25 protein-coding genes and 2 tRNA genes are annotated in these 26,318 nt (G+C 46.1%); 14 read left to right on the top strand and 13 right to left on the bottom strand.

The window, feature by feature from the left end; all coding sequences use genetic code 11:
• The first annotated feature begins 18 nt into the window (after positions 1 to 18).
• On the top strand, positions 19 to 3,912 hold the full coding sequence (locus tag JGK07_RS13325; RefSeq protein WP_293223673.1) for a CHAT domain-containing protein: 3,894 nt from the start codon (positions 19 to 21) through the stop codon (positions 3,910 to 3,912).
• On the opposite strand, the gene JGK07_RS13320 is transcribed toward JGK07_RS13325, so the two are convergent.
• The 5 genes from JGK07_RS13320 to JGK07_RS13300 all read right to left on the bottom strand — a co-directional run bounded on the left by JGK07_RS13320 (position 3,909) and on the right by JGK07_RS13300 (position 5,526).
• Entirely contained in the window at positions 3,909 to 4,286 is a 378-nt protein-coding gene (locus JGK07_RS13320; protein WP_293202711.1) for a hypothetical protein, read from the bottom strand. The genes JGK07_RS13325 and JGK07_RS13320 overlap by 4 nt on opposite strands.
• Complete coding sequence (locus JGK07_RS13315; protein WP_293189426.1) at positions 4,283 to 4,540, bottom strand: hypothetical protein; 258 nt, start codon at positions 4,538 to 4,540, stop codon at positions 4,283 to 4,285. The genes JGK07_RS13320 and JGK07_RS13315 overlap by 4 nt, the downstream gene beginning before the upstream one ends.
• Before the next feature lie 88 nt (positions 4,541 to 4,628).
• Positions 4,629 to 4,973, bottom strand: a complete 345-nt coding sequence (gene mazF, locus JGK07_RS13310; protein ID WP_293175280.1) for an endoribonuclease MazF — start codon at positions 4,971 to 4,973, stop codon at positions 4,629 to 4,631.
• On the bottom strand, positions 4,970 to 5,212 hold the full coding sequence (locus tag JGK07_RS13305) for an AbrB/MazE/SpoVT family DNA-binding domain-containing protein (RefSeq protein WP_293148968.1): 243 nt from the start codon (positions 5,210 to 5,212) through the stop codon (positions 4,970 to 4,972). Before JGK07_RS13305 ends, mazF begins: the two co-directional genes overlap by 4 nt.
• Positions 5,213 to 5,442: 230 nt before the next feature.
• Positions 5,443 to 5,526, bottom strand: a tRNA-Leu gene (locus JGK07_RS13300).
• 229 nt (positions 5,527 to 5,755) lie between these two features.
• Here JGK07_RS13300 and accC point away from each other — a divergent pair.
• Positions 5,756 to 7,111, top strand: coding sequence for an acetyl-CoA carboxylase biotin carboxylase subunit (accC, locus tag JGK07_RS13295; protein WP_293189424.1), 1,356 nt, complete (start codon positions 5,756 to 5,758; stop codon positions 7,109 to 7,111).
• Between the two features lie 190 nt (positions 7,112 to 7,301).
• On the opposite strand, the gene JGK07_RS13290 is transcribed toward accC, so the two are convergent.
• Positions 7,302 to 7,586 carry a YggT family protein gene (locus JGK07_RS13290; RefSeq protein WP_293202713.1) on the bottom strand — a complete coding sequence of 95 codons (285 nt, stop codon included), beginning with the start codon at positions 7,584 to 7,586 and terminating at the stop codon, positions 7,302 to 7,304.
• 34 nt (positions 7,587 to 7,620) lie between these two features.
• Complete coding sequence (locus JGK07_RS13285; RefSeq protein WP_293175274.1) at positions 7,621 to 7,791, bottom strand: hypothetical protein; 171 nt, start codon at positions 7,789 to 7,791, stop codon at positions 7,621 to 7,623.
• A 77-nt stretch (positions 7,792 to 7,868) separates the two neighbouring features.
• Here JGK07_RS13285 and JGK07_RS13280 point away from each other — a divergent pair, with 77 nt between their 5' ends.
• A complete protein-coding gene (locus JGK07_RS13280; protein ID WP_293175272.1) occupies positions 7,869 to 7,988 on the top strand; it encodes a photosystem II reaction center X protein in 120 nt (39 codons plus the stop codon).
• Between the two features lie 34 nt (positions 7,989 to 8,022).
• Here the strand turns inward: JGK07_RS13280 and JGK07_RS13275 are convergent, their stop codons facing one another.
• Positions 8,023 to 8,178: a hypothetical protein gene (locus JGK07_RS13275; RefSeq protein ID WP_293202715.1), complete on the bottom strand. Its 156-nt coding sequence runs from the start codon at positions 8,176 to 8,178 to the stop codon at positions 8,023 to 8,025.
• Between the two features lie 105 nt (positions 8,179 to 8,283).
• Between JGK07_RS13275 and JGK07_RS13270 the strand changes: the two genes are divergently transcribed.
• The 4 genes from JGK07_RS13270 to JGK07_RS13255 all read left to right on the top strand — a co-directional run bounded on the left by JGK07_RS13270 (position 8,284) and on the right by JGK07_RS13255 (position 13,214).
• A complete protein-coding gene (locus JGK07_RS13270; RefSeq protein WP_293202717.1) occupies positions 8,284 to 9,096 on the top strand; it encodes a Ycf66 family protein in 813 nt (270 codons plus the stop codon).
• 547 nt (positions 9,097 to 9,643) lie between these two features.
• On the top strand, positions 9,644 to 10,777 hold the full coding sequence (locus JGK07_RS13265; RefSeq protein WP_293202719.1) for a redoxin domain-containing protein: 1,134 nt from the start codon (positions 9,644 to 9,646) through the stop codon (positions 10,775 to 10,777).
• 204 nt (positions 10,778 to 10,981) lie between these two features.
• On the top strand, positions 10,982 to 12,430 hold the full coding sequence (locus JGK07_RS13260; RefSeq protein WP_293175266.1) for a trypsin-like peptidase domain-containing protein: 1,449 nt from the start codon (positions 10,982 to 10,984) through the stop codon (positions 12,428 to 12,430).
• A gap of 151 nt (positions 12,431 to 12,581) precedes the next feature.
• On the top strand, positions 12,582 to 13,214 hold the full coding sequence (locus JGK07_RS13255) for a pre-peptidase C-terminal domain-containing protein (RefSeq protein WP_293175264.1): 633 nt from the start codon (positions 12,582 to 12,584) through the stop codon (positions 13,212 to 13,214).
• A gap of 521 nt (positions 13,215 to 13,735) precedes the next feature.
• On the opposite strand, the gene JGK07_RS13250 is transcribed toward JGK07_RS13255, so the two are convergent.
• Both JGK07_RS13250 and JGK07_RS13245 read right to left on the bottom strand, forming a co-directional pair.
• Positions 13,736 to 13,927, bottom strand: a complete 192-nt coding sequence (locus tag JGK07_RS13250; protein ID WP_293175262.1) for a chlorophyll a/b-binding protein — start codon at positions 13,925 to 13,927, stop codon at positions 13,736 to 13,738.
• Between the two features lie 93 nt (positions 13,928 to 14,020).
• Positions 14,021 to 15,037 carry a succinate dehydrogenase/fumarate reductase iron-sulfur subunit gene (locus JGK07_RS13245; protein ID WP_293175260.1) on the bottom strand — a complete coding sequence of 339 codons (1,017 nt, stop codon included), beginning with the start codon at positions 15,035 to 15,037 and terminating at the stop codon, positions 14,021 to 14,023.
• Positions 15,038 to 15,276: 239 nt separating this feature from the next.
• On the opposite strand from JGK07_RS13245, the gene JGK07_RS13240 reads away from it, so the two are divergent.
• The gene (locus tag JGK07_RS13240) at positions 15,277 to 15,516 is read left to right on the top strand and encodes a hypothetical protein (protein ID WP_293175258.1); all 240 of its coding nucleotides are present in this window, start codon (positions 15,277 to 15,279) and stop codon (positions 15,514 to 15,516) included.
• Positions 15,517 to 15,749: 233 nt separating this feature from the next.
• On the top strand, positions 15,750 to 16,481 hold the full coding sequence (gene radC / locus JGK07_RS13235) for a DNA repair protein RadC (RefSeq protein ID WP_293175256.1): 732 nt from the start codon (positions 15,750 to 15,752) through the stop codon (positions 16,479 to 16,481).
• Positions 16,482 to 16,513: 32 nt separating this feature from the next.
• On the opposite strand, the gene JGK07_RS13230 is transcribed toward radC, so the two are convergent.
• Positions 16,514 to 16,645 carry a hypothetical protein gene (locus JGK07_RS13230; RefSeq protein WP_293175254.1) on the bottom strand — a complete coding sequence of 44 codons (132 nt, stop codon included), beginning with the start codon at positions 16,643 to 16,645 and terminating at the stop codon, positions 16,514 to 16,516.
• Between the two features lie 154 nt (positions 16,646 to 16,799).
• On the opposite strand from JGK07_RS13230, the gene JGK07_RS13225 reads away from it, so the two are divergent.
• From JGK07_RS13225 to JGK07_RS13205, 5 genes are all read left to right on the top strand, one after another.
• The gene (locus JGK07_RS13225) at positions 16,800 to 17,144 is read left to right on the top strand and encodes a DUF1815 family protein (RefSeq protein ID WP_293148941.1); all 345 of its coding nucleotides are present in this window, start codon (positions 16,800 to 16,802) and stop codon (positions 17,142 to 17,144) included.
• A 916-nt stretch (positions 17,145 to 18,060) separates the two neighbouring features.
• Positions 18,061 to 18,540 carry a DUF4079 domain-containing protein gene (locus JGK07_RS13220; RefSeq protein WP_293149068.1) on the top strand — a complete coding sequence of 160 codons (480 nt, stop codon included), beginning with the start codon at positions 18,061 to 18,063 and terminating at the stop codon, positions 18,538 to 18,540.
• 273 nt (positions 18,541 to 18,813) lie between these two features.
• Entirely contained in the window at positions 18,814 to 21,462 is a 2,649-nt protein-coding gene (locus JGK07_RS13215) for a ComEC/Rec2 family competence protein (protein WP_293241365.1), read from the top strand.
• A 60-nt stretch (positions 21,463 to 21,522) separates the two neighbouring features.
• A tRNA-Ser gene (locus JGK07_RS13210) sits at positions 21,523 to 21,609 on the top strand.
• A gap of 907 nt (positions 21,610 to 22,516) precedes the next feature.
• Positions 22,517 to 23,722, top strand: coding sequence for an ABC transporter substrate-binding protein (locus JGK07_RS13205; protein WP_293175250.1), 1,206 nt, complete (start codon positions 22,517 to 22,519; stop codon positions 23,720 to 23,722).
• A 282-nt stretch (positions 23,723 to 24,004) separates the two neighbouring features.
• Here the strand turns inward: JGK07_RS13205 and JGK07_RS13200 are convergent, their stop codons facing one another.
• Positions 24,005 to 24,406 (bottom strand): hypothetical protein, encoded by a 402-nt coding sequence (locus JGK07_RS13200; protein ID WP_293210578.1) that lies wholly within the window; start codon positions 24,404 to 24,406, stop codon positions 24,005 to 24,007.
• Positions 24,407 to 24,749: 343 nt separating this feature from the next.
• Entirely contained in the window at positions 24,750 to 26,228 is a 1,479-nt protein-coding gene (locus tag JGK07_RS13195; RefSeq protein WP_293223663.1) for an NAD(P)/FAD-dependent oxidoreductase, read from the bottom strand.
• Positions 26,229 to 26,318: the final 90 nt, after the last annotated feature.

Below are 26,318 nucleotides of genomic sequence, written 5' to 3'. Positions count from 1 at the left end.
CACCCAAAACTCCCCACAATGGACGAAACCCGCGATCGAGCCTACCAGCAATTAATTCACGCCCTGCTGAATTGCCCCAACGGAGAACAATCGCAGATATTACAAGATAACTCAGAATTATTGGATCGCGGATTTCTGCAAGCTTGCGAGTCAGTAGCGGCAAATTTGGCAGAACAAGGACAGGAAAATGCAGCTAGTTTTCTACGAAATCTGGCCAGTCAGGTAGAGGAATTCTTGGATACTAACGATAGAGGAGATAGCGATAACTCTGAAAGTGAAAGTCCCCAAGATTATGTAAGGTTTGTCCGAGAATTATTGCTAGCAGAATTAGATAGCAAGGGCGATATTAAAGTAATTTACCCAATGCTGGCACAGCGACAACCTCTCCTCAATCTCCGTTTTGCCGAAACTTTAGAGCAAGTAGCCGAAAATTTAATTGCCGAATATCCCGAAGCAGTTGAGTACATTGTCGCCTTTATTGAAAAGCTGAGTATTGATATTTCTGACTTTCCCCGTGGGAATAGAGCGAAAAATATTGAAATTGCCATTACAGGTTATAAAATAGTTTTAAACAATCGGCAACCGGGAACAAAAAAATACGTTGGCACTCAAAACAACCTAGCTAATGCCTACAGTGACAGAATCAAGGGTTCGAGGGCAGATAATTTGGAGAAGGCGATCGAGTTTTATCTAGCTGCTTTAACAGTCTATAAGCTTGAGGATTTCCCCGAAGATTGGGCAATGACTCAAAATAACCTAGCTGCTGCTTACAAGAACAGAATCAACGGTTCGCGGGCAGATAATTTAGAGAGGGCGATCGAGTTTTATCTGGCTGCTTTAACAGTCTATACCCTTGAAAATTTTCCCGAAAATTGGGCAATGACTCAAAATAACCTAGCTGCTGCCTACAGTGACAGAATAAACGGTTCGCGGGCAGATAATTTAGAGAGGGCGATCGAGTGTTCTCAGGCTGCTTTAACAATTCGTACTCCTGAGGATTTCCCCGAAGATTGGGCAACGACTCAAAATAACCTAGCTGCTGCCTACTTATACAGAATAAACGGTTCGCGGGCAGATAATTTAGAGAGGGCGATCGAGTGTTCTCAGGCTGCTTTAACAATTCGTACTTTTGAGGATTTCCCCGAAAAATGGGCAATGACTCAAAACAACCTAGCTACTGCCTACAGTGACAGAATAAACGGTTCGCGGGCAGATAATTTAGAGAAGGCGATCGAGTGTTATCTGGCTGCTTTAACAGTCTATACCCTTGAAGATTTCCCCGAAAAATGGGCAATAACTCAAAACAACCTAGCTATTGCCTATAGAAGCAGAATCAACGGTTCGCGGGCGAATAATTTGGAGAGGGCGATCGAGTTTTATCTGGCTGCTTTAACAGTTCGTACTCCTGAGGATTTCCCCGAAGATTGGGCAATGACTCAAAACAACCTAGCTGCTGCCTACTTATACAGAATAAACGGTTCGCGGGCGAATAATTTGGAGAGGGCGATCGAGTTTTATCTGGCTGCTTTAACAGTCTATACCCTTGAAGATTTTCCCGAAGATTGGGCAATGACTCAAAATAACCTAGCTGCTGCCTACAGTGACAGAATAAACGGTTCGCGGGCGGATAATTTGGAGAGGGCGATCGAGTGTTCTCAGGCTGCTTTAACAGTCTATACCCTTGAAGATTTTCCCGAAAAATGGGCAATGACTCAAAACAACCTAGCTACTGCCTACAGTGACAGAATCAAAGGTTCGCGGGCAGATAATTTAGAGAAGGCGATCGAGTTTTATCTGGCTGCTTTAACAGTCTATACCCTTGAAGATTTCCCCGAAAAATGGGCAATGACTCAAAACAACCTAGCTGCTGATTACAATAACAGAATCAACGGTTCGCGGGCAGATAATTTAGAGAGGGCTATCGAGTTTTATCTGGCTGCTTTAACAGTCTATATCCTTAAGGATTTCCCTGAACAATGGGCAATAACTCAAAACAACCTAGCTATTGCCTATAGAAGCAGAATCAACGGTTCGCGGGCAGATAATTTAGAGAGGGCTATTGAGTTTTGTCTGGCTACTTTAACGATCAGAACTCGCGAGGCTTTTCCGCAAGAGCATACAGAAACTTTGTCTAATTTAGGCAATCTTTACCAAAACAACCAGCAATGGCAACTAGCCTATGATACCTACACCCCAGCCATTGAAACAGTAGAACTTTTACGTAATAAAATTAAATTTGGGGATGAAAGCAAACAGAAATTAGCCGAAGAATGGAATCAACTTTATCTGGGCATGGTGGAAGTTTGCATAGAACTGGAAAACTACACCGAAGCGATCGAATACGTCGAACGCAGCAAAGCCCGCAACCTTGTAGAACTCTTTGCCAACCGTGACATCAAACCTAAAGGCAATATCCCCGAAACTGTTCTCAACGAATTGTCGCGCCTCAGTCGAGAAATTGAGGCCGAACAGCGACGACTGGAAATCGAACAGATAAACAGTAACAGTAATGGCGGCAGAATATTGGGAGAACGCAGCCTCCAAATCGACAGCCTAACAACTAGCCGCGATTCTACTCATCTCACCAAATTACGTAAACAACTCGATGAATTGATTGCTCGTGAAATTACACCGATCGATCCTGATTTTAGCCTAACCCAAAAAGTTAAGCCCATCCTCTACAAAGACATTCAAACTCTGACAGGTGAAAACACCGCTATTCTTGAGTGGTACATTACAGGTGACAAATTCCTCACCTTCATCATCACCCCGCAAACGCCAACACCCATCATCTGGCAATCTTCAACAGCAAACTTTGAAGCCTTGGTAAATTGGTATGACGAGTATAGAAAAGACTACGAAGAGAGTAAACCACCTGAAAGAAAACCGCAATGGCAGGAAAAACTAGCCTCTCGCCTCCACAATCTAGCTGAGATTTTGCAGCTAGATCGGATTTTAGAGAATATTCCGAAACAGTGCGATCGACTAATTTTAATTCCCCATCGTTTCTTGCATCTTTTCCCTCTTCATGCGTTGCCAATCTCTCACGAAAGGGATGTTGAACGTGGATACACCGATGAACAGAATTCTGCTACTACTGTATCCCTATCCAAATCAGATTTATGCTTTCTCGACTTATTCCCAGGTGGAGTCAGCTATGCCCCCAGTTGCCAACTGCTGCAACAGGCGAAACAGCGACAACGCCCCAATTTCTCTCACCTATTTGCGATTGCTAATCCTACCAAAGATCGCTATTTACTTGAACTTCAAGCCGCGAATATCTGCGAGAAATTCAAATCTAATGATTTCTTGGCAAAAGATGATGCTAATAAGAACGCAATTCTAAACGCGAAACTCAATTTTGCCAACTGCGCCCATTTCGGTTGTCACGGCAAGTTTGAGCCTGACTCGCCTTTGGAATCATCCCTGGTATTCGCAAATAAAGAACGTTTGACACTGTTGGAAATCTTGAATCTTGACCTAAATCAATGTCGTCTTGTCACCCTCTCCGCCTGCGAAACTGGATTGACAAAATCCAAAACTAGCGATGAATATATTGGCTTACCTTTTGGCTTTCTCTTGGCTGGTAGCCCTAGTATAGTCAGCACGCTTTGGGAAGTGGATCAAGTCACCAGCACTTTATTACTAATGCGGTTCTATGAAAACCTAGAAAGTATGTCAACGGTTACTGCTCTCAATGAGGCACAGCAATGGCTGCGTAATATGACCTCAGAGGGGCTGGAAGTCTTATTAAAAGACCTCAAACCCCAAATCGACGAAATTTTCGATCGACTACCCCTAAAGGAACGCACACGCTATGTTAATGCTCCTCTGAAGGGCGCACAGAACCGCAAGCCATTTCCCTTTGTTGAACCTCATTATTGGTCTGGCTTCATTGCGATCGGTGTTTAGCACTCCTTACAAAACTCATCCAGATTTTTCTCGTTTATGTAAAGAATTATTAATATTAATAATGCTGGAATACCAACATAAGGCATTAGCAAAGTCATTGCACCACCAAAACCCTGTTTTAATGATTCTCTAAAGGCTGAGGTACAAATATAAGGACGCAATTTTTGAGTTGACTTTTCTAACCAGCTAGGTTCATTCGGATCTTCCTCGCTCATATTGTCCGGTAATTCTCCTGACTCAATTGCTATAGTTTCGGCGGCATATTCTAAATCGCCTTCACACCCTTCGAGCACCTCAAGGCCTTTCAGAGCATCGGGATATTCTTGTAGTTGGGAGCGATATTGTTCAATTTGTGCTTGGGTAACAGTAGTCATGGGGATAATGGCGATCGATTAAATGAGTAATTATTATTTTGCCATAAAATGTATTTTTTGTGCACGCAAGTTTCCGTAGTTAAAGAGTATTTTGTATCGTGCGTCGCTGTCAGAAGTTCGATCGCATTTAAATATATCTGATAGCGACGCACCCGACGATACTCGCGCAAAACCACAGAAACCGGGTTTTTTCCGAAAGCTGGGAGTTGTCGCCAAGTCTGTCGCAAAAACCCGGTTTCTCGCCACCCACCCACAATCCAAAATCTAAGAAACCGGGTTTTTCCCGAAATCTAGGAGTTGTCACCAAGTCTGTCACAAAAACCCGGTTTCTCGCCACCACTTTTAGAATAACAACGGCTCAATTTTGGTCTGTACCTCCTCAATCACATCTTCAGATACAGATTCAACAAATCGAACACCGCGAACTTTCCAGTCTAGACACTTGATTTGATCTGCAAGAATAACTCCCTGAACTTTTAATCCAATTGGTAAAGCAACTTCAAAAGGATACCCTTTTTGTTGCTTGGTAATAGGCATAAATAAAGCTAAAGAACTTTTCTGATTATAAGCACGAGGCGACAGCACAAAAGCAGGTCTAAGTCCTTTTTGTTCGTGTCCTTTAGTGGGGTCAAAGTCTAAATAAACAATATCGCCTCGACTCGGAATGTAGGGATTTGATTGTGTCACCAAACTTCATTCCCCACAGCAACTCCACTGTCAATCTCAGTATGAAGATTTTCTGGGGTAATGGCCTCAATCAACTCCTCAAGCGAATACCGCCGACGAGTTATCGGCTCGATCGTCAGCCTACCATCTATCAAGACAAGCTGCACTTGGGAACCTTCCACTAAGTTAATCTCTTTAGCTAAATGCTGTGGAATCCTAACAGCAAGACTGTTTCCCCACTTTGCGATCGTCCCAACCATAGCCCAATCCTCTAGCTAGTGATATTATTCTGAGGACTTCACCCTTTTTTGAGGATGTATATACAGAGTGTCTACAGTATAGCAACTAAAATCCAAGAAACCGGGTTTTTTCCCGAATCTTCGCCTGTAACCAAATATTCTCGCAAAAACCCGGTTTCTGACTACCCACCCATCAAAAACAAAACAACCGCCAACAGTCAAAGCCATCAACAGTTGTTTCATATATTCAATGCGGATGGCGAGACTCGAACTCGCAAGGACATAATGCCACACGCACCTCAAGCGTGCGCGTATACCAATTCCGCCACATCCGCTTTTTCCGACAATCTCTGGGATTTTTTGCGTTACGAGTTAAAGATTCACAGGTTGAGGTTCCTGAAATTTAACTTGTGACTAGCCCTTTGAGACCACCGATTTAAAACCATAGCACAACTACCACCAAATTGTAAAATAAATTTTTATTAAGAATTTATGGGAAACCATTATCCAGAAGATACCGAAAGGGATTATTGTACAGAATATTGAGTGAATTAAGCAGCGAAGATGGGGTTCTCGAAAATTTTAATCGCTAATCGGGGGGAAATCGCCCTCCGCATACTACGCACCTGCGAGGAAATGGGGATTGCCACAGTCGCCGTTCATTCCACTGTAGATAAACACGCCCTACACGTTCAGTTGGCAGACGAAGCCGTTTGCATCGGCCCCCCCACCAGCAGCAAAAGCTATTTAAACATCCCCAACATCATCTCGGCCGCCCTGACGCGCAACGCCGCAGCGATTCACCCGGGCTATGGCTTCCTCGCGGAGAATGCCCGATTTGCGGAAATCTGTGCGGATCATCAAATTACTTTCATCGGCCCAAGTCCGGCTGCGATGCGGGCGATGGGCGACAAATCCACCGCCAAAGAAACCATGCAGCGGGTGAAAGTCCCCACAGTACCCGGTAGCGACGGATTGCTGGCGGACGATCGCGAAGCTCTAGCAATAGCCCGCGAGATCGGCTATCCTGTGATGATCAAAGCTACCGCCGGCGGTGGAGGCCGCGGCATGAGGCTAGTCCGAGAACCATCCGAACTCCCCAAACTCTTCTCAGCAGCCCAAGGCGAAGCCGATGCAGCCTTCGGCAATCCCGGAGTCTACCTCGAAAAATTCATCGAAAAACCGCGCCACATCGAAATTCAAATCCTCGCCGACAACTACGGTAATGTCATCCACCTCGGCGAAAGAGATTGTTCGATTCAGCGCCGACACCAGAAACTCCTGGAAGAAGCGCCCAGCCCCGCCCTCAGCCAGAAACTGCGAGATCAAATGGGTCACGCTGCGATTGCTGCGGCTAAATCCATCAACTACACGGGTGCAGGAACTGTGGAGTTTTTGCTTGACAAATCGGGCAAGTTCTACTTCATGGAAATGAACACTCGGATTCAAGTAGAACATACCGTTACGGAGATGATTACAGGGCTCGACTTGATCGCCGAACAAATTCGGATCGCCCAAGGTGAAAAACTGCAAATTAAGCAAAACCAAGTAATTCTTAGCGGCCACGCGATCGAGTGCCGGATCAACGCTGAAGACCCCGATCGCAACTTCCGACCCCATCCCGGCAGAATCACCGGCTTTTTGCCTCCTGGCGGCCCTGGCGTGCGGATGGACTCTCACGTTTACACCGATTACGAAATACCGGCTTACTACGATTCATTAATTGGTAAATTGATAGTCTGGGGGCGCGATCGACCTTCAGCCATCCGGCGCATGAAACGGGCATTGCGGGAATGCGCGATTACCGGCGTCCCCACCACCCTCAGTTTCCACCAAAAAATCCTCGATAGCCCCGAATTTCTCAGCGGCGAAGTTTACACGAATTTCGTCGAACAGTTCATGAATCAAAATAGTCAGTAGGCAGTTGACTGTTAACTGTTAACTGTTAACTGTTGACTGTTGACTGTTGACTGTTAACTGTTGACTGTTGACTGTTGACTGTTGACTGTTAACTGTTAACTGTTAACTGTTGATCCATGCCCAATGCCCAATGCCCAATGCCCCATTCCCCATGCCCCATTCCCCATTCCCCATGCCCCATTCCCCATTCCTACATCATCATCGTCAAAATTCCTTGCTGGCCGAGCATCATTTCCCGGAGCAAGCTACAGATGCCCACCCAAATAATCGGTGTAATGTCCACTCCGCCGATCGGCGCTACAATTTTTCTGGTTAGGACTAAAAAAGGTTCAGTCGGCCAAGCAATCAGACTCAACGGCAGTTTGCTGAGGTTCACGCCGGGATACCAAGTCAGAACGATCCGAAAAATAAATAGCAAAGTCATCACCACTAGGACAGAGCCCAGAATCCAACTTGCAACGGTAATACCAGTCATGGGTCTTATCTCGAAAATCTTAAGTTTTGTTACGTCAGCCTTTCATAATTTTAACCGTTTCACAGGTGCGATCGAACACGATCGACAAAATTTTTCCGGCCTTATACCTTCGGATGGAAAGAGTTAGAGGGTTTGAGGGTGCGAGACTGAGAGTTTTCCAGGGTAAAAATATTGCTGGTAGCACCACATCCCTTGCAAAATCCATTGCCGAACTTCTCCCTGAGAACTGACTGCTGATAAAATTAATAAAAATCAAATTGTTGTAACAAAGGCTTTGAATTTATGACTCCTTCACTCGCTAACTTTTTGTACAGCCTGCTTGTGGGCATTTCGCTGGTAGTCATTCCAGCAACGATCGCCCTGATCTTTATCAGCCAAAAAGACAAAATCAAGCGCACCTAAAAAGTCTGCGGGTTTCAAGCGTCCGGCGCGCGAGTCAATTTTGGGATCGCACGATCGGGCATTTCCCCGCTTCCAAAACCTCGGCTACCAGCAACTGTGAAGGCAAAACCTTCGGTTGACGGCCAAGCTGAGGTTTTTTCCCGTTAAACTCATAACTATAAGGTGCGCTTCCCTGTTCTGAAAGCTTCACCGGATGCTGCCCTGTGAAACCACAGTCGGAATAACAGACTGACAGACTTAATGATAGAAGTAAAATCTAACTCGCTAACATAGGAAAGACATAGGAGATAGGCTAATGGTCAATTTAGGATTGAACTTGAGCAGCCTGTTAGGGATCATCCTAGCAGTAGCAGGGGCAGGACTGTACTTTCTGCGATCGTGGCGTCCCAAACTAGCCCGAGACCACGATATTTTTTTTGCAGCCGTGGGCTTGCTCTGTGGCGGTATTCTGTTATTTCAAGGATGGCGGCTTGACCCAATTCTGGCATTCGGTCAATTTCTGCTTGCAGGTTCCGCCATATTTTTTGCAGCCGAAAGCATCAAATTGCGGGGAGCGACCACAGCCCAAGCTAAAAGTCGATCGCAATACGTAGATGAAGAGCGACCAGTCAGCAACGCCTACGCTTACGACGGCTACGATAACGACTTCGACCAGATAGAACCAGAGGAAGACTACCCGCAGCGTCCCCGGATTAGAGGTAGTCAAGAAAGTCGTTCCTCGCGGGAAACCTACGACGATGAGCCCCGCCGCCGTCCTTCGTCGAATCGCAACGGTAGCGCGAACACATCTCGGGAGTCGATCGATCGCCCTCCCTCGCGCAAACGTCCGGCGCGCCCAGAAGCCCCGCCCGCCCAAGGCTCTGACAACTGGGACGTTTCAGACAACCCCGAAGAAAGACCGGCCCGCAGCAGCCGCAACCGCCCCCCAACTTCGGAAAACCGCAGTTCTGACGCGCCGCCGAGAACCAAAAAACCTCGGCCAGCGGAAGCATCGAGGTCTCGCCCCAGCAACCGTGACGTAGAAGCACCGCCATCGGACTACGTGGAATATCGCCCCGTAGAATACCCGGAAGACCAACCGGATAGTTCCCCCAATTTCGACAAATAGGCACAGATAAGTAGGTGGGTTAAACTAAACATTTCTCCCGCGAGCAAGACAAAAATTAAGTTGCGTTTATTGATGCCCATCTACTTATTCTCATATCTTAGAATGTTTAAATAACTATAAAATAAAATTTTAAAGACAGCTCAATCAATCGATTTTAGATTTTAGATTTTAGATTTTAGAGGCGACCCCACGGATAAATTCGAGGGCTTGAGGATTTTCGATTTTCGATTTGGGATTGATTCCATGGATAAATCACGTGGCGGGTACCATCAAGAAATTCTTGGTCAAGTAAAATAACCATAAAATTCCCAAAAAAAACTATTTAAATATATTTAATAGTATTCCTATAAAATAATCCTTATCAGGTTCGTAGTGAGGACTTTAGTCCTTCTTTATGCGGACTAAAGTCCTCACTACAAACCTGTTCTGATTTTTGCGGACTAAAGTCCTCACTACAAACCCCTTCGATCGCAGAAAATACAACCTCTGGAACTAACTCAAAGTACAATAGTCTAAAATCTAAACTCTAAAATCTAAAATCAGCAATATGCCCTTACTGGAAATAGGAGATCCGGCGCCTTGGTTTTCGATTGCTTCCAGCAATAACCCCTTATTTCATTTCTCGACGGTTGGCGGCCGGCGAGTCGTGCTGTTTTTCTTTGCTAGCGCAGCTTTTGAACAAATCCAAGTTATCCTCAAAAGCTTTCAAGAGCTTTCAGAAGAATTCAAGACTTTGCAAGTACCGCTGTTGGGAGTGAGCGTTGATGCAGCAGACAAAGAACAAAACAGAGTCACACTAATGGCTCCGTCATTCATCTTTTTCTGGGACTTCGACAAAAAAATCAGCCAGCAGTACGGTGTTTGCCAAGATGTAGAACAAAATGGAGTTGGGGGAGTTCACTATGCACCCCAAACTTTTATTCTCAACGAAAACCTTCAGATAATTAACATTTTACCGATGGGCGAACCGCACCAACACGCCCAGCAAGTATTGGATTTTATCAAAACTTTGCCCCCAATTGAGGAAGCCCGACCAGCGACTCGCCACACCCCGGTGTTGGTAATTCCTAACGTTTTGGACAGAGAATGTTGCCGCAGTTTGATCGATATATACAAAGCTGACGGCGGCACTCCCTCAGGTTTTATGAGGCAAATAGACGGGAAAACTGTTGGCATTCACGATGATAATTTCAAGAAACGTCGAGATTTATTTATTGAAAACCCGAATTTGCAGCGAAAATTGAGTGCGATTATTCTGCGTAGGGTGGTACCGGAAGTACAAAAAGCTTTCCAGTTTAAAATTACTCGGTTTGAACGGTATTTAATAGCTTGTTACGATGCCCAAAGTGGCGGTTATTTTCATCCACACCGCGACAATACGAGCAAAGGTACGGTGCACCGCAGGTTTGCGATGACTTTGAACTTGAATGTTGGGGAGTACACGGGGGGATTTTTGCGGTTTCCGGAGTACGCGCCGCACGGTTATAAAGGAGATTCTGGCACGGCGATTATTTTTTCGTGTTCTTTGCTGCACGAAGCGACGGCGATGATTAGCGGTGAGCGTTTTGCTTTGCTGTCTTTTTTCTACGGCGATGAGGATGCTTTGGTGCGGGACGCTAATTTTAAGTATATTGTCGATCGCTCGCCAGAAGATTCGAGAATTGCCGAAACTGCTGGCTGATCTTAGTTTTGCAACCAAACTCTGGCCCTATAAGTCGATCGATTTACCAAAAACTCAGCAGCAGGCTAAATCTTAAAGCAATCTCAAGCTTAAATTTATCAATAGCCCTCTCCAAGTCCTAAAATAATTACAGGCCATAGTTAGCAGTTGACCCGAACACCTAACTACTAGCTGCCGATCGTTAAAAAATACTAATTCACGCTCATGAATTTCAAACTTCTAAGTTTAGCGGTATCAGGAATTTTCATAGTTGGGGTTGCAGCCAGGGCTGCTGCGGTTGTTAAGGTGCCCCCCCGACAGCAGGAGGCAAATTTAGCGGAATTTAACTCTGTGCGTTTCCCAGGCGCGATCGCCCAAAATGCCGAAGAACAAACGAATATTCGGGTATACGAAAAAGCCAGTCCGGCGGTTGTTACCGTCGATACAGCTAAATCTAACGGTAGCGGCACAATTATCAGCCCCGACGGCATGGTGTTAACCAACGCCCACGTTGTTTCTGCCGGCGGTACCGTAAATATAATTTTGTCAGACGGCAGAAAACTGGTCGCCGATGTCGTTGGATTCGGCGAAGAAGGTTTAGACTTAGCCGTGGTGAAGATTCGCGGTCAAACCAATTTGCCGACAATTCCTTTAGCCCGTGCCGGTTCGGTGAAAGTCGGACAACAAGCATTTGCGATCGGCAATCCTTTCGGTCGATTTCAAGGTACTTTTACAGTCGGAATCGTCAGCCGCATCGACGCAGCCCGTGGCTTAATTCAAACTGACGCGGCCATCAATCCCGGTAATTCCGGCGGCCCGCTGCTTAATAGTTCTGGAGAATTAATTGGCGTCAATACTTCTATTTTTACTCGCGGCCAGGGCGGAGGCAATATCGGTATCGGTTTTGCAATTGTCATAGACAAAGTGCCAGCTTTCTTGAGTGCGGTGCGAGAAGGGCGAGCTCCCCGCGTTGCTCAAAGGCGATCGCCATTTGGCAGCAAATCACCTCAAAAAGTTGCGTTAAACGGGCCCGCCGTCACAGGCAAACTTACCGACAAGTCTAGCATTCTGCCCGCAGACAACAGCTTTTTTGACCTCTACTCCTTTGAGGGAAAAGCGGGACAGCAAATCACAATAGAAATGAAAAGTCAAGAGATTGACCCTTATTTAATTTTGCTCGGCCCCAACGAGCGCGAAATCGCGCAAGACAATGACGGAGCAGGCAGTAAAAACGCCAGAATTACAGTCAGGCTGCCAGCAGATGGCACTTACACGTTGCTGGCAAATTCCAACGAAGCTAGGCAGTTGGGGGCTTATACGTTAGAACTCAAAGCGAGTGCTCCTAGCGCACCTTCTCGGGCGATTTTGCAAGAAGAAGGCGCTTTAGTCGCAGGTGGCCCGGTATTGCCTTCTGATAACAGTCTGTATCGCGAGTATACTTTTGAAGGTCGATCGGGTCAGTCTGTCAGCATTTCCCTGGAAAGTACAGATTTCGATCCCTATGTGGCTATCTTTGACCCTAACGGCAAATTAGTGGCAGAAAATGACGATGCGAGCGATTCGAGCAAAAATGCGTTTCTGAGCGTTACTTTGCCAGCTACGGGTCGCTACCGCGTGATTGTCAATGCTTATGATGCTTCGGGTCGGGGTCGTTACAATCTAACTATCCGCTAAAAGTTGGTAATTGGTAATTGGTGATTAGTGATTGGCAGTTAAAACGTTCTTCATTCTCATAACTAACAACTAACAACTGACTATTGACAACTGCCAACTGTCAACTGTCAACTGTCAACTGTCAACTGTCAACTGACTATCGAGGTAATTCATGGGTCAAATTAGATTTTGGGCGATCGCGCCAATTGCTCTACTAGCTATTTTTTCTGGGAAACCGACTCTCTCGGTACCAGTGTCAAATCCAGGTGAAGTTACTAACAGCAGTTCCCCGATCGTTTCAGCAGAATTTCCTCAAAATTCACATAATGCGAGTCAAGCGGGCAAGGCTGTTTTAGCTCAAGCAAGCCCCAGCCCGTCGCCTTCTGGGCTGCCAACTCCAAAGGCCTCGCCAACTCAGACCCCAACTGTACAACCTTCGCCAAGTCCTGATGGGCGATCGTCAAAAATCATTTTAGAGCAAAAGGGAGAACTCACAACTTCTAAGTCTTCGGTACTGCCCTCGGACAGCAGTTTGTACGATGAGTACACCTTTGAAGGCACTCAGGGTCAGAAAGTGGTTGTCAATGTAGAAAGTAGCGAGTTTGATACTTATCTGGCTGTTCTCAACTCCCAGGGCGAGCTACTGGGAGAAAATGATGATGTCACGCAGCAAAATTCCAATTCTGAGCTAACTCTTACCTTGTCTGCGAGCGGCCGCTACCGCGTAGTTGTCAATGCTTACGATCCACCTCCAAAAGGTAAAGGTAAGTACAGTTTGATTATCCGTGAAGTGACTGGAAATTAATTGGCTCTAAATCCAGTATCTATTTCTATTACTTAACTCAATTTCCAGGTTTTACAAGCAGGAATGTAGGTTGAAAATGGATGATTATCTATTTTTTTACCTGTTTTTCAGGGAGAGGATGTATATCATGTCGGGCAAATTACCGGGTGCATCTCAGGTTTTGCAAATATGTGTGTAGGGGCGAAGCATGACCGCAGTAAATATGAGATTATAACTAATAACTTATATGCGGTCATGCTTCGCCCTCTTGAAAAGTGATATAGCGGTTCTCAGAGAGATGAGGTACGTTGTTGGGCTTCAGCCCTCTTAGTTGAACTGATTATATAAGCTGTCAGTCATACCTCATCTTTTTGAGAAAGGCTATATGCACCCAAATTACCCTAATAAAGCTGTTTGATTGTTCGGACTTCAGTCCTCGGATCATGAGGACTTGAAGTCCAAACGATCGAACCAATTTTACAGTGTTGTTGGAGCGGAAATGATATTACGCATCAGTAGCTATCCACCGAGTTATACTGAATTTAACGCAAGCCCAGCCAGGTAAAAAAATCCTGGCGGGTGAAGAATTCTAGCAGCAAAAGTCCCACGAATCCCACCATTGCAAATCGTCCGTTGATTTTTTCGGCGTAGGCATTCCAGCCAAAAGCAGGTTCTGCTGGTTGTGGGGTATTTGGAGTTGTCGGTTTTGGTGATGGAGGTGTTTTAGCAGTCATTTAAAAGTTTTGAGTTGTGAGTTTTGAGTCAGGATTTTTGGGAAGATTGCCGATCGCACAACTTGTAATTTACCCGAAATTGACCGCCGATCGCTAATCTGCCGACTTTTCTAAATTTTGCACCGATTCGATCAAATCTCGCACGGTTTCGGTACCTTCAGAAGGCTCAAAGGACAAGGGGAATTTGCCGCGGGCGAGCATTCTTAAACCCAACGGGCCCAGACTCAGCAAGCCTTGAACGTCGCGGAAATAGTTTCCTACTACTTCGATACCGAATTTGCGCTCGTCTATCCAGCCACCTTCTTTAACGAGATTAATTAAGACTTTGCGGTGGCGGATCGATCGACTGGCTTGGTCGTCTTTGCGATCGAGAATCTCCTGTTTAATCTTACCAATTTGATCCATCGGCGCCACTTCCATCGGACAAACCGAGTTGCAGTAGTAACAGCGGGTGCAGCCCCAGACGCCTGCGGTTCCTTCGTTGTACTTTTCCAGCCGATTTTCGGTTTCGCTGTCGCGGGAATCGGCGATCGTCCGGTAAGCTTTGGCGAGGGCGTGGGGGCCGACAAATTCCGGGTTGACTTCCCGAGCGTTGCACTCAGAATAGCACGCGCCGCAGAGGATACAGTTACCAGTTTGGTCGAGTTTCGATCGCTCTTCGGGAGTTTGCAGAAATTCGCGTTCGGGAATTGCTCGCGAGGCTGTGCTGACATAGGGTTCAACAGCTTCCAGGTTGTCCCAAAAACTGGTCATGTCAACCACCAAATCTTTAATTACCGGCATATTTCCCATGGGGGCGACGGTAATTTCTGGGATAAAATCGGCAGGCTGTTCTGCTGAACTCGAATGGGCTATTTTTTGCAATCTCGCAAGTTCGCTACCGACATTTTCTTTGCAAGCTAAAGCCGAGCGCCCGTTAATTCGCATCGAACAACTGCCGCAAATTGTATTGCGGCAATTTTTGCGATAAGCTAAAGTGCCGTCTTGTTCCCACTTGATGCTGTTGAGGCAGTCTAGGATGGTATTGCTTTCATCCACGTCTAGGGTGTAAGTGTGAACGCGGGGAGCCTCATTTTGATTTTGGCGGACTACGTTAAAGCGGACTTGCATATTTTGAGTAAAGAATTTAGTTTCTATTTTAAGCTAGATTTTCTGGCGATATAAAAAGACATTTATTTTTTAACAACTAGCTAAAGCGTGAGATTTAAGCAGCTTGATTATTGTTTGAGAAACGGCAATAATCCTTAAGTTATAAATCATCAATCGCAACTGTTTTCAGCGGATTTTTTAGCTGATAATTGGATAAACAAGTGATCGATCGGTGCAGTTCGCGAAGGAGGAGGTGCCTGATGTCCAGCTTGTTTGTTTTAACTTTCATGTTTTCAACGCCAGCATTTTGTCTGGGTTTAGTAAATCCTCAATGGGTGGGACTGGCAACTCGCAAGCTATCTGTGGCTGTTTACGGCGTTTTGATGGTCGCTTCGTTTGTATCGGTTGGCTTGGCAGCACCTAAGCAGCCACAGCCTGTTTCCTCGCTGCTGAGCTCCACAGAATCGCAAGCATCTAGGGGTAGCACATCTTGGCGATGAACGAGGGGGTGCTAGCGCACCTGGCTCTAATGGCACAGTTACGGGCAATTTTACCTGTTAGAGGCAGCTCCGGGCGATCGGCTCGATCGACAATCGAAACGTTGTGTTAGATTTGCACGCGCCAACAGCCTCGGTTAATGATTTAGCTGTTTTGGGCGATCGTACTGATTTGAAGAAGGACGATCGATCGGCTAATATGATTTAATTGTTGAGCTTGCGGTGCGAGTCCATCTATGACTTACAGCTTGAGAATTGTAGATTTGCCGAGTAGCGAACGGCCGCGGGAAAGGCTGATGGCCGGCGGCCCGAAAAGTTTGGCGACTGCGGAATTGATTGCTATTCTACTGGGTACCGGTCAGGGCCCCGGCAAACTTTCGGCTGTCGGACTCGGACAGTATATTTTAAATCAGTTGAGCTTGCATTCCCGTGACCCTCTGGGTGTACTGCGGAGCATTAGCGTGCAGGAGTTGACGCAGATTCACGGGATCGGCCCAGCCAAGGCTACTTCGATTTTGGCTGCGGTGGAGTTGGGGAAACGGGTGTTTCAGTCGCGGCCGCCGGACATGGCCGTGGTGGACTCTCCACAAGCTGCTGCGGATGCTCTGAGTCAGGATTTGATGTGGCAGTCTCAGGAACGTTTTGCTGTGGTGCTGCTGGATGTGAAAAATCGGCTGCTGGGTACTCAAGTAATTACGATCGGCACAGCTACCGAAACTTTAGCTCATCCCAGGGATATTTTTAGGGAAGTGATCCGCCTTGGGGCAACGCGGGCGATTATCTCGCACAATCACCCCTCGGGGAATGTCGAGCCGAGCCCGGAAGACATTGCTTTGACACGGCAGTTGCTTGCTGGAGCGCAGTTTTTGTCGATTCCGCTGCTGGATCACTTGATTTTGGGAAATGGCGATTTTCGGAGCTTGCGACAGACTACGACGCTTTGGGAGGAGTATCCCCAGGGCGATTGAACTATTATACTTAACTAACTCGATTGCTATCATTAGTTATTTGTATCTTTCGGCTGTTCGAGGGCTGAATCAGCCGTCACAGCAGAAGTTTTGTGGGGGCTGGAGTCTACGGTTACATAGTGTTTGAGGTTAATGTCGCTGCTGATACTTAGTTGCGATCGCAACTCGGTTAATCTAGTAAAGGTAGGCTGAAGAGGTCGCTAATTCGATTTTTTTTCAGCATACTAAACGTATACTGAACCAGCACCTAGATACTCAATTCTTAAGAAATTATGAAATTGGGTGTAAAATATACGGCGTGGTGATAGGAGAAAAACTGTGTTTCTGAGACTTGCAGAACAACACCGTAAATTCGTCCAAGATTTGGTCATGAACCTCCAGGCTTTGGCGATCGTGCTAGAGCGTCGGGGTTATTTGGCATCCTGCTACACTTGCGGGGGTCAGATGAACAGTGCCTCATTTATGGTCAGTTTGACGGACAACCATCTGATTCGATTTTTAGTGTCAGATTACGGTATCACATGGACTGAGATGCGGGACGATCGCGAACTGATGAAACTAGAAGGTGCAGAGGCAATTAGTCAGTTACAAGAACTGGCAAATCTCGTAAAGTACCAAATCCAACCTTCGGAAGCTACTTTGGCGACGGCGCAGCGAGTTTAGCAGTTGCACGGTTCTGAGGAAAGCGACAGCGAAAGTCGGTGTTTGCCACCTGCAACCGAATCCCCAGCGAGTTAGTTGAGAGGAACAGGTTGCACAGCAATGGCAGCTCAATAGACAAGGGTAATTTCAGGGTGCTTTCAGACACTCATTTTAGCCGTCAGTCGATCGAAGTCTGCCAGGGCCGACAGCAGTCATGCTATATGACGCGATATCAATGGTGCTTTTAACATTCAGTTAAAAGCTTTGACAGATACCGCAACATCTGACGTGAAAGTTTCATTTCAGATTGTGCCACAGACAGAAAACTCCGGCATCAGCCCGATTTTTCTAGGTTAAAGGTATCTGCATAACTTTATGCAAAAAGTGTCTAACTTGGAACCTCTAGTTTTTTGGCAGCAGTTGATTCTGTCTTAAGAGCGATTTGCCAAAAGTAAAACTGCTAATGCTCGTCGCCTGCGATGTTAATTTCTCACTTTGACATTCAAAAGTCAAGGCATTGAAATTAACTATGAGCAGGCAGGTAAAATTTAACATCCAGAGTGAGGATGAGGCTGTGAAGATTGGGCGAAAAGCCGCCCCAGGGTGGATATGCGGACGAATTGCGTTTATTTTTGCTTTTCGATTTAGCTGATAAGGTTGGTTAACAGCTCACAATTAACTTAAAACAGCATCACTGCTGTAAAAAATCTCACAGCCGGCTAAAGCCGGCTAAGTTTTGTGTAACTTTAAGCTTCTGCGTCATGTTTGACCGTTGTAGCCGCGGAAGTTATCACTCATCATTAGGTCAACTGTCAACTGGCAACTGGCAACTGTCAACTGTTTTTTGAAGTGCGCGATCGCAGTTGCTACTAATATTTTATAATATATTAATATTTTCTCCCAAAATATTTATCCCCAAGGTTGGAGTCAGAATCAAATGGTAAATTTAAGCGAACTTCTAGAACCCATCGCCAGCCAATTTCGCAGTCTCGGAATTCCCGAACCAATTACCCATTGGGGACATCCTGTAATGATGGGAATCGTGGTTGTGGCCATGGGTAGCTTCGTCGGGTATACGGGATGGCAGGGACGTTTGGCCGCCGATAAGGATGTCGCGCTCAAAAGTCGAGCGGATCACCGCAAGCTAGCACCGTGGATGTTTCTGTTTCTAGCTTTGGGCTACACAGGGGGCTTGCTGTCGCTGGTAATGCAGCACAAGCCTGTTATGGAAAGCCCGCACTTTTGGACGGGTTCGGGAGTGCTGGTTTTGCTGGCTGTTGGTAGCTTGATTTCACTGACAGGTTTTGGAGGCAATAAGCTGGCACTGCGGGCGGTTCACGCTTATTTGGGCACAACTGCCCTGGCACTTATGGTGCTGCACGCGGCTTTCGGTTTAAAATTAGGTCTGTCTATTTAAGGTAGTACCAGTCTTTTTTAATTGAGATACAGCAGATTCCAGGTAAGTCGATGCAGAGATAGAGGACACGGCAGTGCCGTTTCCCTACAGAGATCGATCGCTTCCAGGTAAGTCGATGCAGAGATAGAGGACACGGCAGTGCCGTTTCCCTACAGAGATCGATCGCTTGGGGGTGTACTTCATCAACGTGGAATCTGCTGTATGAATTGGGAGAAGCATTGCTTTTCTTTATTCTGCTTGATGACTAATGACTTATTCCATAGTTTCTAATTAATGAATCAAGTAACGGGTGTCATTTTCTGTCTTGCCTACATTGTGGGATTGATTTCTACAGGAGTTTCTTGGGGTAGGTACGCGATATTTGCTTTAGGAATAGCGGTCGCAGTCGCCATGCCTAAATTGTTGTTAAAGCATACAAGGAACTCTTTCAAAACCACTAATAAAAGACGCAGCAGAACGAAAGAAAATGCTCTGGAGGAACCCTTAGAAACGAGGGAAAAATTGAGCTTGCTTGAGATGCTGCCGAGAGCAAAATGGGTGTGGGCTGTCGCGGGTTCGATCGCATTTTTGGCGAGCATTTATTTTGCAATTCGATCGCCCCAACCGGCAATGAATGACATCAGCAAACTGATTCCCGTTGGCGGAAACACCCAAGAAGTGGCGGTGACAGTTCGCGGTAGACTGGCTAGTACGCCCCGATTAACTCGATCGGGCCGATCGCAATTTTGGCTAGACACGGATGCAGTTAGCGAAATCAACGGCGGCGAAGGAGGAGTAGTCGTCAACCGCCCAGTATCCGGCAAACTCTACGTTACAGTGCCCCTGCTGCAAGCAACGGGCTTGTATGCCGACAATACAGTCGCAGTTGTGGGCTCATTGTACAAACCGCAGCCGCCGTCGAATCCGGGGGCTTTTGATTTTCAAGCCTATTTAGCCAGAGAAGGGGCTTTTGCAGGACTCAAAGGGCGTCAGATTGACTGGAAGAGAGAAAATGCGATCGCGGATGTCAATCGACTTAACACCAAAACGGGTGCTTTCTGGGAGTCAACCGGGATGCAGCCGTCGCCAATTCAAACGATGCGGATGCGGATTGTGCGATCGCAAGTATCACAGTTGAGTGTTCCCGAAGGGCCGTTGATCAGTGCGATCGCCCTGGGCAAACAAGCAGTTGATTTACCCTACACCATCCGCGACTCTTTTGTGCAGGCTGGATTAGCCCACGCGATCGCAGCTTCGGGTACTCAAGTTTCGATGGTTTTGGGTTTAGTTTTAGCTTTAACCAGGCGCTTTTCCAAACAATTACAATTTGGTTTTGGCGTCAGTGCTTTATTTTTGCTCGTGGGATTAACAGGCTTTGAAGCTTCAATCTGCCGCGCCGCCTTGATGGGATTTGGTACACTATTTGCTTTGGTACTAAGTCGCGAAGTTAAGCCGTTGGGATTGCTGTTAATCGCTGCTACTATTTTACTGCTAGTTAACCCTTTGTGGATTTGGGATTTAGGTTTTCAACTGAGTTTTTTGGCAACTCTGGGATTAGTGGTGACAGCGCCGCCGCTGATGGCAAAGTTCGACTGGATGCCACCTGCGATCGCTTCAATTCTGGTGGTTCCCATCGCCGCTTCAGTGTGGGTGCTGCCACTGCTACTTTACGTTTTTAGTGTGGTATCACCTTACAGCATTTTAGTCAATATTATTGCGGCTCCTTTACTGTGGATTTTGAGTATTGGCGGGATGGTTAGCGCTTTAGCTGGATTGATTTTTCCGCCGGCTGGGAGTGTGTTAGCCCAACTGCTTGACTATCCGGCAAAGGGGTTAATTGCGATCGCCGAATATTTCTCACAATTGCCCGGTAATTCAGTAGCTGTCGGCCAAGTATCGGTGTTTCAGCTAATCGCGCTTTACAGTTTAATCTGCTGGGTTTGGCTGGGGGGAAGTTCGGCAACGAGCAATGTGCGGGATGTAACGGATGTAACGGATAGAAGGAAAAAGTCCGAGGGAAAAGGGAAACAGGAAGATAGGAGAGGGAAACAGGAATTAGGAAAAGGCAAGAATCAAGGAAAGGGGAGAGGGAAGCAGGGGAAAAGCCGAGTTTTTGCGTTGCGGATTTCTTCGGCTTGGATTTTACCGCTGGCGCTGATGGCGGGAATTGGAGTCGTAGTTTTGCCAGCTTGGCACGTTCAATCATCTTTATTTCAAGTTACTTTGCTGGCGACATCTGGGGAACCAGTTTTGGTAATTCAAGATAAGGGAAAAGTGACGCTAATTAATACTGGTGATGAAAATACGGTGAGGTTTACGCTGTTACCTTTTTTGCAGCAGCAAGGAGTTAATTCTGTGAATTTTGCGATCGCCACTCACGGTCATTTAGGCTTGAGCGGCGGTTGGGGAAAATTATTACAACGCTTGCCAATTAAAACGTTTTATGATAATAACGCTCCCAAACAAATTAACCGCGGCAGCAATCAGGAATTTATAACGGCTGTGCAATCTCGCCAAGGCGTTTACTTTCCTTTAGAAACTGACAGCAAAATTGATCTGGGTTTGACGCGGTTGCAGTTCGTGGACGCGGAAATCCCGGTGGTAGAATTACTGGTGGGCGAGCGTACTTGGTTGCTTGTCGGTGACATGACACCGGAAGCGCAAAGTATGTTATCAAAGAGATTAGCAGCCACGGGAACATTGAAGCGGGTAGAAGTGCTGTGGTGGTCGGGAAAAACCCTGACAGCCGAGTTATTGAGCGCAGTTGGGCCGCAAGTGGCGATCGCATCTGCGGACGAAATCGACCCAGAAACCGCCGCCCAACTGCGCCAAAGCAAAACCCAGATTTTCTGGACAGGGCGCGACGGAGCTCTTCAGTGGACACCAGCAGGGGGATTTAAGACGACTCTGGAATCGGAAGAAAATCAAACTTCTTTTCTGTAAGGATTTACAATGTGGCGCACTGTGCGGTAAAATAGTTTTAGCTCGCATCTCAAGTCTATTGGAGAGGTGGCAGAGCGGTTGAATGCGGTAGACTCGAAATCTACTTTAGGGGTGACTCTAACGTGGGTTCAAATCCCACCCTCTCCGTTTTTCAGGACTTCTGGCGTAAGATATGCAAAGTACATCAAGATAAACTTGCATATCTTACGCCATATTTTAGTGAAGATTTAGAAAAAGCCAATAATTCCTCCACCTCGCTGTTACTAGGAGTTTGTGTGACAACTCATTTGAGAGACTTGACAATTTGCTTTTGTTACAATGATAGAAAATTTGACACAATTCTTAAACTTCAAACCGCGCATCTTATTTATGTACGGAAAGAGCGATCGCCCAACTGCTGTTTTGAGCCACATATACAGTATTGTGGAAGAATTCTATCATGTCCGAAAAGAACGCTCCCAATAAAGTTGGTTCGTAGTGAGGACTTTAGTCCTCGGATGATGCGGACTAAAGTCCTCACTACAAACACGTTTTATTACGGTAATACAACAGGCATGAGATGAGTTATTGAAGCCAACCTAGGCGAATATGACTTTTATGAACTTAACAATATGATTTTTATGAGTCCATCCAATGACTTTATGAATTGACTTTAAAAAAGCTTTTATTCATAATCATCATATGAACCTAGGACAGGAAGAAACCCATGTCGCCAAAGCCTAGCAGCTAATACTGCACTCGTCCAGCTAAATCAAATATATGTAGATATTTCTACAGGTTGCAACCAGGAGTATTTTCTGGTAAGTAACAGATTTATTAGACTGTGCCAGGAAATGCTGACATAAATCAAAGTATCTAAACAAAATCTAGTGCAGGAGAACTAATTATGTATCAACAACCTCAAAAAAGGAAAGGCCCGCCCCCAATTGTTTTTATTGCATTTCCTTTGATTGCCTGGGGTGCATTCACATTTATTCCACAGATATTAAAGGGCGGAATTTTACCTAGATCAGTTTCTGGCAACAGTCGTCTCAGTTTGGGAGATAAGATATTGATGCAATCGCAAAAAACAGCAGGAAAACAAGCAGGTGTCAAAGCTTTTGCTGAGGGTAATTACAAAGAAGCTGTTAAAAACTTTCGGGAATCGCTGCAACAAAATCGCAACGATCCAGAGACTCTAATTTATTTAAATAATGCCAAAGTCAATAATGATAATTCTCTGCAAATAGCCGTCAGCGTTCCGATTGGCACTAACCCGAATGTAGCGCAAGAAATGCTCCGAGGAGTTGCCCAAGCTCAAGAGGAAGTTAATGCTGGGGGAGGGATTAATGGTGCGGGTTTGCAAGTTTTGATTGCGAACGATGACAACAGTCCAGATTTTGCCAAAGAAGTTGCAACCGAATTCGTAAAGGATCCGAAAATTTTAGCAGTCGTCGGACACAATGCTAGCAATGCTTCTCTAGCTGCTGCTCCCACGTATCAAGAAAAAAAACTGGTGATGGTTACACCAACTAGCTTTGCTAACAATTTATCAGCTTTCGGTAGCTATATTTTTCGGACAGTCCCCGCGATTCAATCGATGGCGGCTCCTTTAGCAGAATATATGGTTAAAAAAGCTGGCAAAACTAATGTTGCTATCTGTTATGATTCTCAAGCTCCTGATAACGTATCGTTTAAGGATGAATTTGTTTCGTCGTTTTCGGCTTTGGGTGGCAAGGTAGTGCCTACGGTTTGTGACTTTTCAACGCCAACTTTTAATTCGAGTGCTAGCATTGCTGATGCTGTTAGCAAAGGTGCACAAGCGTTAATGCTAGCACCTCATATCGATCGCATCGATCGCGCGATCGACCTAGCTCGCCTCAATACTGGCAAATTAGCGCTCTACGGCAGCACGACACTGTACACGTTTCAAACGGTAAAAGAGGGGAACAAAGACGTTGACGGGCTTGTTTTGTCCGTTCCGTGGCATCCTGACACTAATCCGAACAACCCATTTTCTAAGAATGCGATTCAAAAGTGGGGAGGTGCCGTGAATTGGCGAACCGCCACGAGTTTTGATGCGACGAAAGCTATTATGAGCGGTTTGCAGCGCAGCAATACGCGAGAAGGATTGCAACAAGCACTTAGGGCTCCGAATTTCGTTACCTCTGGTGCGAGTGAAGATGTGAGGTTTTTGCCAACGGGCGATCGATGGAACAAAGCGATTTTAGTACAGGTTAAACGCCAAGGCAACGATTACAGGTTTGTGACGCTCCCGTGATTGGGTGACACAAGAGCGAGTCAGGCACAAATTGAACTCTTTCCCTTCTTTTCTCAACCTTCGCGTCTTTGCGGTTTGTTAGTCTGCGTAGGGTGTGTCGCCATTAAAAATCATGCAGCATTCAATCAACTTTTTTAGCGGCGACTCACCTTATAATATTTATAAAAAAGCTTGCTACAACAAAAATCTTGGGACAGGTGCGTCGCGATGAGATTGTCCCTCTTTTTTGATTATTGTCGATGGCGACGCACCCTACAGCTACTAATGATTAATGTCTAACTGCTATTGCAACTTAACAGCAGCCCGCTGAATCGGCAAAACTTCATCTAATGTCAATTCGCGATCGGCTGTTAGGTGACTGGAACAGCAAATCGTGCTGAAATAAAGAGGACGACCGACAACTTGAGAAAAATGCTGTTCCAAAAGTAAGCGAGAAGTGATATCGCCCAACAGTTCAGATATATCTTTTGTCAATTGTTCAGTATCGTCGCGGTGAGTAATTCTGAACCCAAAAGGCGTTTTGCCGATCGACTTTTTAATCTCCGCATCAAAAGCATCATCTTTACCAGCCACAAAAGCCGCAGACTGAGCTGTCAAAAATTGCCAAGCTTCTGGAAACATCTTGCGAATGTTTTCCAGAGGATTTCCGGTTTCGTAAACTAAAGTAGCAGTTTTGCAATCCATGAATCCGACCTCAGGTAGTTAGTAGTGTGTCTCGACTGTATTTCAAGTTTTGATATTGGTTATCATATTCATAATTGGCCACTAAATCAAGGGCTGTTCTGTCTTCTCTTCCTCTGCGCTCTCTGCGGCCTCTGCGGTTTAATCATTCAGAAACACTTGTGACGCATCAAAACCAAAGAAACCGGGTTTTTTTCCCAATCTGCACGCCATAACAAAGTATTCTCCCAAAAAACCCGGTTTCTGACTACCCGGCCCAATGCTCTGGGAAAGCCGATTTCCAATGCCCAATGCCCTGGGTAGGCCGATGCCCAATGCCCAATGCCCAATGCCCAATCAAAAAAAACTATCTTTTCCAATACCTGCGCCAGTGAAACAAATTCTCCCACAAATTCTGCATAAAAGTATTGCTGCGGAGACGCTGCGACTCCCAAACAGCAGCAGTTTGACCGTTAATTGCCGAAAAACTAGACCAAATATAAGGAAGTTCGGCGATCGCCTCAACCTTCATTCCGTGACGCACAGCAAAGGCGATCGCATGAATCAACTCCGCAGCTTGCGGGCCGACAATAGTCGCTCCCAAAATCTCCCCGTCACGCCGCCCGACAATCTTACAAAAACCCGTTGTCTCCCCGGACATTTGAGCTCTTTCAACATTCTTGAAATATTCCCTAGCCACAATCAAATCGTCTCCAAAACGGCGCCTTGCTTGCGCTTCTGTCAAGCCAACCCTCGCCAACTGCGGATCGGAAAAAATCGCCCAAGGAATCCCGCGATAATCTATTTGATACATCGGCAAAAACAAAGCATTTTTCACAGCAACCGCAGCTTCGCAATTGGCGATGTGAGGGAACGAATAACCGCCAGCAACATCGCCACAAGCGTAAATTCGAGAATTAGTTGTTTGCAGCTTTTCATTTAAAATCAACCCGCGATCGCTAAATTTAACCCTAGCAGCTTCCAGATTTAACCATGCAAAATTGTGTCCGCGGCCAGCGGCGAGAAAAATCTCCTCAGCTTCGATCGCCCTTGCCCCAGCTTGAATCCACTTTTTACCGTCAATCACCCTAGCTTGAGTCACCTCAGTCGCAGTCAGAATCCGCACTCCTTCAGCTTCCATTCCAGCTTGCACCAAACCAGCAGCCTCGCGGTCTTCTTTCGCCAAAATCTGCGAACTTTTCACCACCAAAGTCACAGCAACGCCCAGCCGAGAAAAAGTCTGAGCCACTTCAACACCGCTGGGATCTGCACCGATTACAGCCAAACTTTTCGGCAACTTTGGCAGTTTTGCCAATTCCCCGACTGTTTCGGAAGTAAAAAAGCCGACAGACGAAAGTCCTTCAATATTGGGAATTGCAGGTAGAGTTGGACAAGCTAGCAAATAACAGCGCGATCGCAATTTCCGATCGCCCGCAATCAAAGCCAAATTCGGTTTGGCAACAAACTCGCTGTTACCAAAAATAATATCAACCCCGCGAGCAGCTAAAACGCCGAGATCGTCAATTTCTGACAAATTAGAAACAACGCCGTCAGCCCATTTCTTAACCCCGTTAAACTGCAATGCGATCGGCATTTCGGAATTAGCCAGATCTGGGCGAAGTCCGAACTGTGGGTGGCTCATCTGGTGAGCAAAACGAGCAGCCTCTCTCAAAGTTTGGCTGTATTTCAAACCCAGGGCGATCGACTCTTTTCCCCCCGCCGGCAAATCTTGAGAATTACTGAGCGGTTCCACCAAAGCAACGCGAGCCGGGAAATTAGTTGCAGTCAAAGCAGCATAACGTCCGGCCGCAGTTCCACCAATAATCACTAAATCATAATCAAGCATAAATAAATTTGTCAGATAAGACGGCGGTTGAAACCGCTCCTATACAAACGATGTCCGCCTCCGCGGACTCAAGAAAACAACGTAATTTCA

The sequence above is a fragment of the Microcoleus sp. PH2017_24_DOB_U_A genome (assembly GCF_020738205.1).
Classification (GTDB): Bacteria; Cyanobacteriota; Cyanobacteriia; order Cyanobacteriales; family Microcoleaceae; genus Microcoleus.
The sequence above is the reverse complement of the archived record's forward strand: the minus strand, read 5'-3'. Positions and strand labels throughout refer to the sequence as shown.